At 67.1% G+C, this 13,341-nt stretch carries 12 protein-coding genes; all 12 read left to right on the top strand.

Features of this window, described 5'->3' with window-relative positions:
- The first annotated feature begins 107 nt into the window (after positions 1 to 107).
- From gspE to hrpB, 12 genes are read left to right on the top strand one after another with little or no spacing between them, the layout of a single operon-like run.
- Entirely contained in the window at positions 108 to 1,823 is a 1,716-nt protein-coding gene (gene gspE, locus FA85_RS08165) for a type II secretion system ATPase GspE (protein ID WP_239709181.1), read from the top strand.
- Positions 1,824 to 1,833: 10 nt separating this feature from the next.
- Complete coding sequence (gene gspF / locus FA85_RS08160; RefSeq protein WP_036109846.1) at positions 1,834 to 3,051, top strand: type II secretion system inner membrane protein GspF; 1,218 nt, start codon at positions 1,834 to 1,836, stop codon at positions 3,049 to 3,051.
- Between the two features lie 27 nt (positions 3,052 to 3,078).
- Entirely contained in the window at positions 3,079 to 3,504 is a 426-nt protein-coding gene (gene gspG, locus FA85_RS08155) for a type II secretion system major pseudopilin GspG (protein ID WP_081907331.1), read from the top strand.
- A 26-nt stretch (positions 3,505 to 3,530) separates the two neighbouring features.
- A complete protein-coding gene (locus FA85_RS08150) occupies positions 3,531 to 3,971 on the top strand; it encodes a GspH/FimT family pseudopilin (protein ID WP_036109849.1) in 441 nt (146 codons plus the stop codon).
- Positions 3,968 to 4,390, top strand: coding sequence for a prepilin-type N-terminal cleavage/methylation domain-containing protein (locus FA85_RS08145; protein WP_036109851.1), 423 nt, complete (start codon positions 3,968 to 3,970; stop codon positions 4,388 to 4,390). The genes FA85_RS08150 and FA85_RS08145 overlap by 4 nt, the downstream gene beginning before the upstream one ends.
- Positions 4,387 to 5,052 (top strand): type II secretion system protein GspJ, encoded by a 666-nt coding sequence (locus FA85_RS08140; RefSeq protein ID WP_036109853.1) that lies wholly within the window; start codon positions 4,387 to 4,389, stop codon positions 5,050 to 5,052. Before FA85_RS08145 ends, FA85_RS08140 begins: the two co-directional genes overlap by 4 nt.
- Positions 5,049 to 5,903: a type II secretion system minor pseudopilin gene (locus FA85_RS08135; protein WP_139382828.1), complete on the top strand. Its 855-nt coding sequence runs from the start codon at positions 5,049 to 5,051 to the stop codon at positions 5,901 to 5,903. The genes FA85_RS08140 and FA85_RS08135 overlap by 4 nt, the downstream gene beginning before the upstream one ends.
- On the top strand, positions 5,900 to 7,144 hold the full coding sequence (locus tag FA85_RS08130; RefSeq protein ID WP_051943240.1) for a PilN domain-containing protein: 1,245 nt from the start codon (positions 5,900 to 5,902) through the stop codon (positions 7,142 to 7,144). The genes FA85_RS08135 and FA85_RS08130 overlap by 4 nt, the downstream gene beginning before the upstream one ends.
- Positions 7,131 to 7,727 (top strand): type II secretion system protein GspM, encoded by a 597-nt coding sequence (gene gspM, locus FA85_RS08125; protein WP_036117026.1) that lies wholly within the window; start codon positions 7,131 to 7,133, stop codon positions 7,725 to 7,727. Before FA85_RS08130 ends, gspM begins: the two co-directional genes overlap by 14 nt.
- Positions 7,724 to 8,494 carry a hypothetical protein gene (locus FA85_RS20845; RefSeq protein ID WP_051943241.1) on the top strand — a complete coding sequence of 257 codons (771 nt, stop codon included), beginning with the start codon at positions 7,724 to 7,726 and terminating at the stop codon, positions 8,492 to 8,494. Before gspM ends, FA85_RS20845 begins: the two co-directional genes overlap by 4 nt.
- A 39-nt stretch (positions 8,495 to 8,533) precedes the next feature.
- Entirely contained in the window at positions 8,534 to 10,705 is a 2,172-nt protein-coding gene (gene gspD / locus FA85_RS08115; protein WP_051943243.1) for a type II secretion system secretin GspD, read from the top strand.
- 44 nt (positions 10,706 to 10,749) lie between these two features.
- Positions 10,750 to 13,260: an ATP-dependent helicase HrpB gene (hrpB, locus tag FA85_RS08110; protein ID WP_036109857.1), complete on the top strand. Its 2,511-nt coding sequence runs from the start codon at positions 10,750 to 10,752 to the stop codon at positions 13,258 to 13,260.
- Positions 13,261 to 13,341: the final 81 nt, after the last annotated feature.

Below are 13,341 nucleotides of genomic sequence, written 5' to 3'. Positions count from 1 at the left end.
GGTCGCCCCCGACACACGGTCTGTGCTACCAATAGCGGCCCGCGCGGTCAGGAACGACCGCCTGGCAAGACGTAACCTACGGACCGTGTGGAGTTGGCATGTCTGCGATGACCGAATATAAGGACATGCTCACCGGGGAACCCGGCGAAGCCCAGGTTTGCGCGCATCTGGTCGCGCACGGCCGCCTGAAGGACACCGATCTCGCGCGGGCGCGCCGCCTGCACGATGAGACCCCGGATGGCACGCTGACCTCGCTCATGGCGCGGCTTGGCCTGGTCTCCGAGCGCGATCTTGCCGACGCCTGGGCCGATCTGCTGCGGCTGGACCTGCTCGCCGCCAAGGATGCTCCCGAGCTGCCGCCGGCCGACGTCGAACTCTCCGTAAGATTTCTCAAGCAATATCATGTCGTGCCGGTGCGCGAGGGCGACGAAGGCCTCGGCCTGCTCGTGGCCGACCCCGCCGATCCTTACCCGCTGCAGGCGGTGCGCCTGGCGACGGGCCGTGAGGTCCGGTTGCGCGTGGGCCTGCGCTCGGAAATCGACGATCTGATCGAGCGTTATTACGGCCAGGGTCGTTCCGCCATGGGCAGCATCGTCGAAAGCCTCGACGGCACCGCGGCGGTCGAAGACGATGTCGAGCACCTGCGCGATCTCGCTTCCGAAGCGCCGGTCATCCGCCTGGTCAACCTGATTCTTCAGCGTGCGGTCGAGCAGCGCGCATCGGACGTGCACATCGAGCCGTTCGAGAACCGCCTGAAGGTGCGCTATCGCATCGATGGCGTGCTGCACGAGGTCGAAGCGCCGCCGTCCAGTTCGACGGCGGCTGTCATATCCCGTGTAAAGATCATGGCGCGGCTCAACATCGCCGAGCGTCGCCTGCCGCAGGATGGTCGTATTCAGCTCCGCGTGCAGGGCAAGGAGCTCGACCTTCGCGTCTCCACGGTGCCGACCAGCTTTGGCGAGTCGGTGGTCATGCGTATTCTCGACCGCGAATCGGTCGTGTTCGATTTTGAATCGCTGGGCTTCACGGGGCATTTCCGCGACCGCTTCGTGGAGGTGCTCGACCGGCCGCATGGCATCCTGCTCGTCACCGGACCTACCGGTTCGGGCAAGACGACCACGCTGTACACCGCGCTGTCGCAGATCAATACGCCCGACGTGAAGATCATCACCGTCGAGGACCCGGTCGAATACCAGATCGAGGGCATCAACCAGATTCAGGTGAAACCGCAGATCGGACTGGACTTCACCGGTGCGCTGCGCTCGATCGTCCGTCAGGATCCGGACGTCATCATGATCGGCGAAATGCGCGATCTGGAAACCTGCCGGATCGCGATCCAGTCGGCGCTCACGGGCCATCTGGTGTTGTCGACGCTGCATACCAACAGCGCATCGGGTGGCATCACCCGCATGCTCGACATGGGCGTGGAGGATTACCTCCTGGGCTCCACCGTCAACGGCATCCTGGCCCAGCGTCTGGTTCGCCGGCTCGATCCCGAGACGGCCGTCCCGTACGAGGCCCTGCCCGAAGTCATCGAGCAGTTCGAGCTGCACAAATACACCGACGAGCGCCCCATCCGTCTGTGGAAGCCCGGCACCAGCACGGCCAATCCGACGGGCTATCGCGGACGTCGGGCGATCATGGAGTTCCTCATCATGAGCGATCCGCTGCGCCGCCTGGTCATGCAGCGCGCCGATGCCGGTGAGATCGAACGGCTGGCACGCGCCGAGGGCATGCGCACGATGTACGAGGACGGTCTCGCGAAGGCGGTGGCTGGGATCACCACGATCGAGGAAGTCCTGCGCGTGACGCAGGAATCCTAGGCCCACACCCATGAGCATGTTCCGTTACCGCGCGATCAGTGCCGCAGGCGAAGCCCTTACCGGTCGGATGGAGGCTTCTTCCGTCGCGGACGTGGTGGCGCGCCTCCAGGACCAGGGCCATACGCCGCTGGAGGCCGCGCCCGCGGACGGTGCCGCATCGGGCGGCGGGATCGCCGCGCTGTTTCGCAAGGGACCTTTCACGGGCGATCAGCTCGCGCAGTTCACGCATCAGCTCGCGACCTTGCTGGGCGCCGGACAGCCGCTGGACCGCGCGCTGGGTATCCTGCTTGACCTCCCCGAGGGCGATCGCGCGAAGAATCTGGTCGAGCGCGTGCGCGATCGCGTGCGCGGCGGAACGACCCTGTCCACGGCACTGGATGAAGAGAACGGTGTCTTTCCGCGTCTCTACGTGAGCCTGGTGCGTGCGGGCGAAGCCGGTGGCTCGCTCGACGAAACGCTGCGGCGCCTGGCCGATTACCTCGAGCGTGCGCAGGCCTTGCGCGGCAGCATCATCAATGCCCTGATCTATCCGGCTTTCCTGATGGTCGGCGTGCTCGGCTCGCTGGTGCTGCTGCTCGCCTACGTGGTGCCGCAGTTCGTGCCGATCTTCGCCGACATGCAGGTCCCGATCCCGCTGATCACGCAGGTCGTGCTGGCGCTCGGCACGGTGATCAGCGACTGGTGGTGGGCCATCGTTCTGGTCATGGTCGTGCTCGGCGCCTTCCTGCGTCTGCGTTTGCGCGACCCCGATACGAAGCTCGCTTTCCACGGCCGTCTGTTGACCATGCGTGTCGCCGGCCCCTTGCTTCTGAAGGTCGAGACGGCACGCATCGCCCGTACGCTGGGTACCCTGCTCAAGAACGGCGTGCCCTTGTTGTCGTCGCTGGCGATCGCCCGTCAGGTCACCGGCAACCGCGCGCTCGACCAGGCACTCGAACAGGCCGCCGAGCGGGTCAAGGGTGGTGCGGGACTCGGCACTTCCCTCGCCCAGACCGAGCGCTTCCCACGGCTGGCGTTGCAGATGATCCAGGTCGGCGAGGAAGCCGGCGCGCTCGACACCATGCTGCTCAAGGTCGCCGACACCTTCGACGTCGAGGCCAAGCGCGCCATCGACCGCCTGCTGGCGGCGCTGGTGCCGGCACTGACCATCGTCATGACCGTGATGGTCGCTTTCATCATGGCGGCAATCCTGCTGCCGTTGCTCAGTCTTACCAGCAACATCAACTGATCGAACCCGTTTCAAGGAGCTTGTCCCATGCGCGTGAACCGTACCCTCCGTCACAGCCACGCCCGCGGCTTCACGCTGCTGGAAATGCTCGCCGTGATCGTGCTGATCGGCATCATCGGTGCCATCGTGGTGACCCAGGTCGGCAAGAACGTCGATAAGGGCAAGTACGGTGCCGGCAAGGCCCAGGTGACCACGCTGGGCCAGAAGATCGAAAACTACGCCCTCGACAACGGCAGCCCGCCGCACAGTCTCGACGACCTCACCACCAAGCCGGCCGATGCACAAAACTGGCAAGGACCGTATGCCAAGGAATCCGATCTGAAGGATCCCTGGGGTCATCCGTTCGGCTATCGCTACCCGGGTGAGCACGGCAGCTTCGACCTCGTGTTCTATGGGCAGGACGGCAAGGCGGGCGGCGACGGCTACTCGGCCGACTACGGCAACTGGCAGTAATCCGGCAGGACGGACGGATAACGGCCATGCGCACGCGCGGATTCACGCTGTTCGAGATGCTGGCCGTAATCCTCCTGATCGGGATCGCGGCGGCGGCCGTCTCAATCCCGGTGACCCAGGGGCTTGCCAGCGCTCGCGTCAACGCGGCCAGCGGTGAACTCGCGGCGGCGCTGCGCTGGACGCGGGCGCAGTCGATCGTGAAAGGCGAAAGCCTGGCGCTCGAAGTCGACACCTCGGCGGCCACCTATCGTGCGCCTGGCAAAGGCGACGTGCGGCTACCCTGGGACATGCGCGTGTCGATCACCAGCGCCCGCGAAGACCAGGCCAACGCGACCACCGGGCGTATCCGCTTCTTTCCCGACGGCAGTTCCACCGGAGGTCGCATCACGCTCAAGCGTGGCGCACGCGAGTGGCACGTCAACGTCGCGTGGCTGACCGGCGCCATCCAGGTCGTGGACACGCGATGAAGCGCATAGACCGACAGAATGGTTTCAGTCTGCTCGAAGTCATCGCCGCCATCGCCGTGCTTGCCATCGCCTTCGCGGCGCTGATGCAGGTGGCGGGCAGTTCGATGAGCCTGACGGCACGCGCCAACGAGCGAACCCAGGCCGCGCTGCGTGCCCGTTCGCTGCTCGACGGCGCGTTCGTCATGGACCCGATACGCGAGGGTGACAGCGAGGGCCGCATCGACGACACCTATCGCTGGCGGATGAACGTCAGCCGTTATCAGGTCCCCGGTGCCCGTCCGGTGCCGGATGGCGCCATGGCCGCGGCCGTGATCTATCGCATCGACCTCGACGTCATGTGGGGGCCGGAGGGCAGTGAGCGGCACGCGCGGTTCTCCACGCTGCGCATGGGCGGCTCGGGGCAGGAGGGACAGCCATGACGCGGCAGCGTGGCTTCAGCCTCATGGAAGTACTGGCGGCGCTCGCGCTGCTGACCATCGTCCTGCTCGGTGTGTATTCGGGCATCAGTACGGCGTCGCGCATCGTCCGCAGCGGTAGCGAAGCCATCCAGCGCATGGACGAGATCCGTTCCGCCCAGGGCTACCTGCGCACCGAGATCGCCCAGGCGCTGATCGTTCCCTTTGCTGAAACCGACGACGGCGATCCGATCGTTTTTTCCGGCGACGCGACGACGCTGCGCTTCGTCGCACCCATGCCGGGATACCTTTCACGACTCGGACCGCAACTGCAGGCCGTGTCGCTGGTGCGCGACGGCAACGATGGCTATCGTCTCGAAGTCGCGCTTTCGCTCCTGCCGCCCAACGGCGGTGAGCCCAGGCCGATCGGCGAACCCGAGGTGTTGCTTCGCGGCATTCGCAAAGGCGCCTTCAGTTACCGCGGCATGGACGACAAGAACCAGCCAGGTGACTGGCAGGAGAGCTGGGACGATACCCGGCGTACGCCTTCCCTTGTCCGTCTGGCGCTCGACGTCGGCGGCAACGTCGCCTTTCCCACACTGGTCGCGCCCATCCGTCTCGATCCGACGGCATCGCGCAACGGCTTTTCCCTGACGCGCGGAACGCGCGGGCCGGTGATCCGATGATGGACGTAAGGCAACGCGGCGTCGCGCTGCTCATCGTGCTGTGGGGCTGCACGCTCCTGGCCATCATGCTTGGCGGCTTCGCGGCGCTGGCCCGTACCGAGGGCCTGCAGGCCCGCTATCAATTCGCTCAGACGCGCGCGCACTACGCGGCGGAGGCCGGTGTGATCCGGGCCATTCAGGCGCTGCAGTCCACGGACATCGATTCGCGGTGGGTGGCGGACGGTCGTCCTTACCTCTTCGAATTCGACGACGCGAAGGTCACCCTCACCATCGTCGACGAAGATGGGAAGGTCGATCTCAACGCGGCTTCCGATGACGTCCTGACAGGGCTGTTCAAAGCGGCGGGTGCGAACGACGACAAGGCGAGCCACCTCTCGGCGGCCATCCAGGACTGGCGCCGCGCGGGCGATGCGGCGCTGCCCAACGGCGCGAAGCAACCACAGTATGAAGCGGCGGGCCTGGGCTACGGCCCTCGCAACGGGCCCTTCGCGACGGTGGAAGAGGGGCGCATGGTGCTCGGTATGGATGCGCAGCTCTGGGCGCAGGTCGCCCCGGTTCTGACCATCTGGTCGGGTCGCGAACGGCCCAACACCGAACACGCGCAGCCACTCGCTCTGGCGGCGATCCCCGGTCTCGGCAGCGCCGGCGCGACGGCGATCCTCTCGGCGCGAGGGCAGGCCACGGGTGCGGCCGCGGCGGGTGGCAACGGTGTCACGCACACGATACGTGCGCAGGCGATCCTTGACGACGGAACCAGGAGTTCCCTTACATCGACGATCCGACTGCGTGGGATAAGATCAGGAAATCAGCCCTACGCCGTACTGCGTTGGCGCGAAGGAGACGAGGAATGACCGCTTTGCAGGACGCCTCCCAGTTGCAGATCGAGCGACTTCGCCGCGCCTGGCGAGGCAGCGCGCTGCCAGGGTTCCTGCGCTGGTGGGGTGGCGAGCTGTCGGCGCTGATGCCCGCGCGCTGGCGCGATACCTTCGCCGGTGGCGAACGCTGGTATGCGGTCGAACGACACGATGACAGCTGGTCGTTGCGTCGCGCCGGCGAGGGTTTCGCCGTGGCCGAGGCGGCCGACATGGATACGACCGAGCATCGGACCGCCCTCCTGGCGAAGGCGCTGGCCGAAGCCGATCCCGCCGACCGGCGCGTCGCCCTCGTTTTGCCCGCGGCGCAGGTCCTGCGTCGCCGCCTCGTCCTGCCGATCGCGGCGCGCGACAACCTGCGTCAGGTGGTCGGTTTCGATCTCGACAGGCAGACCCCTTTCCGGGCGGAGGAGATCCATTTCGGTGTGCGCGATCTCGGCGCGGCCGGCGCGGAGGGCCGCTTCGTGGCCGAGCTCGCCGCCACGCCTCGCAGCGCGCTGGATCCCCTGCTGGACGAACTCGCCGTGCTCGGCATCGCGCCGGACCGCGTCGATGTCGCGGACGGATACGATCTGGCCGGTGTCGATCTTCTCCCACCGGCACGCGCTCCGCGCCGCGTCGATCGCCGAGGCCGTCTCAATCTCTTTCTCGTCGCGGCCATCGCTCTGCTGACGCTCGGCGTCATGGCGATGTGGCTGCACAACCGTCATCTCTCGCTCGAGGCGATGCGTGCCGAAGTCGAAGGAATGGAAAGCGATGCGCGGCGGGTGAAGGCCTTGCGCCAGAAACTCACGGACAGCGCGGGTGCCTCGGGTTTCCTGGCCCGTCGCAAGACGGAGACGGCCGCGGTGCTTCCCGTGCTCGAGGAGCTCACCCAGCGCCTGCCGGATGACACCTGGCTCGAACGCTTTACGCTCAATGCCAGCGGTCAGCTGGGCTTCCAGGGTCAGAGTCCTCAGGCGGCACGGCTCATCGATGCCCTCAAGGGCGCGCGCAGCATCGGCGACCCGAGTTTCCAGGGAACCATCCAGGCCGACCCCACCTCCGGCAAGGAGCGCTTCTACATGCAGGCGAAGGCACTGATTCCGAAACCGGAAACAGTCCCCGCCGTGGCTCACCCCGCGCGTGCAGGCAGCGCATCCGCGCCGGCCGGCGGCACAACCGTCGCAGCGGCTTCGACCAGCGCGAAGGAGGCACCCCGTGCGCATGAAGCCCGCTGAATCCCGCGTCGCCGCCATCCTTCTCGCGATCGTGGTCCTGGCGATCGCGTATTTCCTTTTCATCCATTGGTGGTTCGTGGCGCCGCAGTCCGCCATGGCCGACGAAATGGACGACCTTCGTGACACGCAGAGGCGTTACGCGGCGGCCATCGCCGAGCGCCCGCAGCTCGAAAAGCGTCTGGCCTCGCTCGAGCAGGGACAGACGCACAGCGATGCCTTCCTGCCGGGCGACGACACCAACGCCGCCGCCGCCGGGTTGATGCAGCGCATCGTCGACGTCGCCGCGGCGCACAAGGAAGACGGTGCCTGCGACGTGGTCCAGAAAATGCCGGTTCCGAGTCAGGAAAAAGCGAGCGACCCCTACCGCAAGGTCACCGTGAACATCAGCCTTCGCTGCCAGATGCAGCCCATGACGGCCGTGATCCACGACATCGAAAACGCCACGCCGTATCTCTTCATCGAGGACTTCAGCATCTACCGGAACCCGGTCGCGGCACGCGCCGGCGGCGCGGCGCCCATGGAAGTTCAGTTCACCGTATCCGGTTACATCCATGCCGCCCGCACGGCAAAGGCGGCGACATGAATGCGGCCGGCCAGCGTCGTCTGACACCCGTGCTGGGTGGTGTCGTCATCGTCCTCGTGGGCGTACTTTGTGTCCTCGCGGCAGGCGTGGGTCGTGGCGTTCGCTGGGACGATCCCGCCGGCCCGCAGCCGCTGCCCGCGACCCGCCCTGTGGCGATGCCCACGCCCGTGCCGCTCGTACGGTTTGCCGAGGTCTGGCAGCGTCCTTTGTTCATGGCCGATCGCAAGCCGGTCGCGGCCGCGGGTGACGACGACAACGCCAGCAACATCGGCGACCTCGAACTCACGGGCATCATCGTGACGCCCGGCTTGCGCATGGCGCTGCTGCGCGACAAGGGCAAGGATGTCACCGTCCGCGTAAAAGAGGGCTCACCGCTGGCCGAAGGCCACTGGACGCTCGCGTCGCTCACGCCGCGCAGCGCCATATTCGACAACGGTGGCGAGCACCGCGAACTCACGCTCAAAGTGAGCGCGCCCGATGCGCTCGCCAAGGACGCCAGGCGACCCGGAAACGGCCCCGGTCAGCCGCCGCAGGCGACGCCGGTTCAGCCCTTGCCACCGGGGGCGATGCGTGTGGAACCATCCCAGTCGTCGGGCATGACCGGTCCGGCGCTTCCGCACCCGGTCGATGCCGGTGCACGACAGTCGCCGCCGCGACAGGATGACGACGCCTTGCAGCGTGCACGCATCGAAGCACTGAAGCAGGCGGTGCAGAAGCGCCGCATGGAACAGCAACAACAGCGCCAGCAGGCACAGGACTCGCAGTAGCGGGCGCACCACGCGCCCCCAAGGAAGGAGCAGCAGCACATGAAACCATCCACACTCGGCGCGGCCACCTTATCGGCCCTGCTGATGGTCGGCTGCGCCTCGCATTCATCGCGCATGGCTTCGGTCGCGCTTGAACGCGAAGCGATGGCGGGAACCGACAAGCCGGTGCCCGCGCCGTTGCCACTCGACGACGCCAACCAGACGGATGGCACCGTCGGCACCGCGGCGTCGACGGAAATCCACGCGGGCAGCGGTCGCTTCGTTCACCCGCAGGCGCTGCGCTCGCCACGCGCGGCGGCGAAGGGCAGCGGTGCGGTGACGTTCAATTTCGAGGATCAACCCGTCGAGGCCGTGGTCAAGGCGATTCTCGGCGATCTGCTCGAGGCGAACTACGCGGTGCTCCCTGGCGTAAGAGGCACGATCTCCTTCTCCACCGCGCAACCGGTCGCGCGTGACGAAGCCCTGCCCATTCTCGAAACCCTCCTGTCCTGGACGGGGAATGCCCTCGTTCATGAGCATGGACGCTACAACGTTCTTCCGGCGGGGCAGGCGGTGGCGGGGCATCTGGTGCCCCATCTGAAAGCGGGTGCGCCCGCTGCGGGCATGTCCGCCCGCCTGTATGCCCTGCGTTATGTCTCCGCTCCCGAAATGGCCAAGCTGCTTGCGCCGTTCGTGCTGCCGGAGGCCGTCCTGCTTGCCGACCCGGCACGCAATGTCCTCGTCCTGTCGGGCACGCCGGACGAACTCGCCAACTATCAGGCGACCATAGACACCTTCGACGTCGACTGGGTCGGCGGCATGTCGGTCGGCGTGTTCAGCCTGAAGAACGCGTCGGTCAACGAGCTGCTGCCTGCACTCGAATCCGTGTTCGGCGCCAGCAGCGGCGCCCCCGTGGCCGGGCTCATCCGCTTCATTCCCGTCGCGCGCACGGGTAGTCTCGTCGTGATCGGTACGCGCGAGGAACACGTGGCCCGCGTGGGCGAATGGATTGCGCGCATCGACGGCGGTGGTGGCAACGAGCCGCGTCTGTTCGTCTACGATCTTCGCAACCTGCCCGCGTCCGATGTCGCCCGGTACATTGCCGGTGTCTTCGGTGCCGCGGTCGACGGCGATGCGGGAGGGCGGGTCGCTCCGGGTCTGGGTACGGGTGCATTGGGCGACGACAGCGGCGATACGTCGGATGCGTTCGGCGGAACGGGCGCCGACGACAAGGACTTCTACCAGCCGCCTTCGGTACCTTCGCCATCCTCGGCGGGTCCCGCGGCGAACGGCATACGCGTGACCGCGATCGACGCGAACAACCAGCTGATGGTCCGCGCCCGTCCCTCGGAATGGGCCGATGTGCGCAAGGCGATCGAGCGCCTCGATGCGGTCCCGCTTCAGGTGCAGATCGAGACGCGAATCCTCGAAGTGGCGTTGAGTGACGAGTTCCGTTTCGGCGTCCAGTGGTACCTCGAAGGGCTGGCGGGCGGAAACGGTGCCGTAACCCAACCGGGCAACAAGCAGCAATGGGCGCTGGGTGGCGCGCTCGACGCCATGCAGGCGCGACCGGATGCGCTCTTCTATTCGTTCGTCAACAACGAACTGAGCGTGAAGCTCCGGGCCATGGAGCAGTCCGGCAAGACCAAGATCCTGTCCGCTCCCTCGCTGGTCGTCGTCAACAATCGCAAGGCGCGCATCCAGGTGGGCGACCAGCTGCCGGTCACGCAGACCTACGTCAATACCGCCGCCGGCAGCGGCAACATGGTCGGCCAGGTGGAATACAAGGACACGGGCGTGATTCTCGACGTGCGGCCCCGGATCAATCCCGGTGGTCTGGTGTACATGGACGTGCAACAGGAGGTCAGCCGCGCGGACCGCACGGCAACCGGTCCCAATCTTCCCATCATGAAGCGCAAACTGACCACACAGGTCGCCGTGCAGAGCGGACAGACCGTCCTCCTAGGTGGCCTCATTCGGGAGCTGGACACGCAGTCGACCGTGGGCGTGCCGGGCCTGTCACGCATCCCCCTGCTGGGTGCACTGTTTCGCAACAAGGAAACCACCGGTCGGCGGACGGAACTGGTCGTGCTGATCACCCCCCGGGTGATCGCGAACGGCATGGAAGCCAGGCGGGTGCTCGACGATTACCGGCGGTCGTTCCGCGCGTTGCGGCCATTGGAAGCCTCCGCCATCGCGCCTGCGGGAACGCGTACCGTGGAAGGCGGCTGACGAAACGCACGATCCGGCGCCGGCTTGCGTACCATAGCCGGCGCATGACTTCCTCGTTTCCCATTTCGCCGCTGCTGCCCGAGATCGTCGCCTCGCTCGATCGGCGGCCCCGGCTCGTGCTCGAGGCGCCTCCCGGCGCCGGTAAGACCACGCAGGTGCCCCTTGCGCTGCTGCACGCGCCATGGCTGGCGGGGCAGCGCATCATCATGCTCGAGCCGCGCCGTATCGCGGCGCGCGCGGCGGCATCGTTCATGGCGGCCCAGCTGGGCGAAGACGTGGGCGGTACCGTCGGATACCGGATCCGCTTCGAGTCCCGTACCGGCCCCCGGACGCGGATCGAAGTAGTGACCGAGGGCATCCTCAGTCGCATGATTCAGGACGATCCCTCGCTCGACGGCATCGGCGCCATTCTGTTCGACGAATTCCACGAGCGTCATCTGGCGGGCGACCTCGGCGCGGCGCTCGCCCTGGATGTGCAGGCCGGTCTTCGTCCGGATCTGCGCCTGATGGTGATGTCGGCCACGCTGGACGGCGAGCGGATCGCGCAATGGTTCGATGCGCCGAGGATCAGCAGCCCGGGCCGGAGTTTTCCTGTCCGTATCGAGCACGTCGCCGCACGCGTGCAGGAGACGACGGAGCAGCACCTCGCACGCGCCGTGGTGCAGGCGCTCGCGGAGAATGATGGCGACGTGCTCGCGTTTCTCCCGGGCCGTCGCGAGATCGAGCGAGCCCGGGGCCTGATCGAGCGGCGCGACGAACACGTCGAAGTGGTCGCCCTGCATGGTGAGCTTTCGCTCGCGGAGCAGCAGCTGGCCCTGACGCCTGCGGATCCCGGCACACGCCGGGTCGTGCTGGCGACGAACGTCGCCGAATCGAGCGTCACGCTGCCGGGTATCCGCGCGGTCGTGGATGCCGGTCTCGCGCGTGAGCCCCGCTTCGATCCGAACTCCGGCTTCGCCCGCCTGGAGACGGTCAACATTTCGCAGGCATCGGCCGACCAGCGCGCGGGTCGCGCCGGTCGTGTAGCCGAAGGCACAGCTTACCGGCTATGGCCGCAGAGTCGCCGCCTCGAGCCCTCACGCTCGGCCGAGATCGACCATACGGAGTTGTCCGGCCTGGCGCTGGAGCTTGCCGGATGGGGCAGCGACGCCTTGCCGTGGCTGGATGCGCCGCCGGTGGGGACCATGAGTCAGGCCCGCGACCTTCTTCGGCGGCTTGGCGCGCTCGATGACGCGTCGGCGATGACGCGGCTTGGGCGCGACATGCTGGCCCTTGGAGCCACGCCCCGGCTCGCCGCGGCGGCCTTGCGCGCGCCCACGGCGTTGCGGTCGCTGGTGGCCGATCTGCTCGCCCTGGTGGAAGCGCGCTCGCCGTTGCGCGGCGAGCAGGCTCGCAGCGACGATTTCCGTCACCGTGTCGCGGCCCTGCACCTGTGGCGCGATGCGGGCGCGCGGGGTGCGCGCGCCGGCTCGGCGGATATCGGTGCGCTGGCAGCGATCGAGAAGGCGGCCTCGGGTTGGCGCCGACGGCTCGACGTGCGTACCGCGGCCAGTGGTGTGCCCGACACGCATACGGTCGGCGATCTGCTCGTGCATGCCTTTCCCGACCGGGTCGCCCGGAGAGAGGAGTCGCAGGCGTCACGCTACCTCCTTGCCAACGGGCGCGGCGCACGACTGCACGAGAACAGTGCGCTGCACGGCGAACCATGGATCGTCGTCCTCGACCTGCGGCTCGAAGCGCGTGACAGCCTGATCTACGCAGGCGCGCCGTTCGACCCCGACGTTCTCGAGCGCGACCATGCCGGACGCTTCGTCACCGAGCGTGTGCTGCGCTGGGACGATACGCGGCAGATCGCCGAAGCGTTCGAGGAGCGCCGCTTCGACGCATTGCCGATATCGCGAAAGCCCCTGCCGATGCGTGCCGACGATGCCATCCCCGCGCTGCTCGCCGCGATACGCTCGCGAGGTATCTCCTCGCTGCCGTGGAGCGATGCAGCGCGCCGCCTTCGGGCACGTATCGGCGCCTTGCGCGTATGGCGACCCGAGCTGGGGCTGCCCGACGTCGACGATGACGCCTTGCTCACCTCGATGGATGGGTGGCTGTCACCGTACCTCTCCGGCAAGCGCCGTCTGGATGCGCTCCAGGCGGCGGAACTGTCCGAGGCGCTCGGCGCGATGCTCGACTACGAACAGCGCCGCGCGCTTGACGCGCATGCACCGGAAGAACTGAAAGTCCCCAGCGGCATGACACGGCGACTGGAATACGGTGAACGCGATGATGAGCCTGGCGCTCCGCCCGTGCTCGCGGTCAAGCTGCAGGAGCTGTTCGGCCTTGCCGACACGCCGCGCGTTGGCGATGGGCGTATCGCCGTGATGCTTCATCTGCTTTCGCCAGCAGGCCGACCTATCCAGGTGACGCAGGATCTGGCGGGCTTCTGGAATCGTACGTATCCGGAAGTGAAGAAAGAACTGAAGGGCCGGTATCCCCGCCATCCGTGGCCGGATGATCCGTGGACGGCCACGGCGACGCATCGGGCGAAGCCGCGGGGTACGTAGTTCCCAACCTCGTTGGTTGCACCGTCGTGCCTACACTTCTCCGCGGGCTCGCCCGATGGTCCGTTCGCACGAAAATCGATG

The organism is Luteibacter mycovicinus (assembly GCF_000745235.1).
Lineage (GTDB): Bacteria > Pseudomonadota > Gammaproteobacteria > Xanthomonadales > Rhodanobacteraceae > Luteibacter > Luteibacter mycovicinus.
The sequence above is the reverse complement of the archived record's forward strand: the minus strand, read 5'-3'. Positions and strand labels throughout refer to the sequence as shown.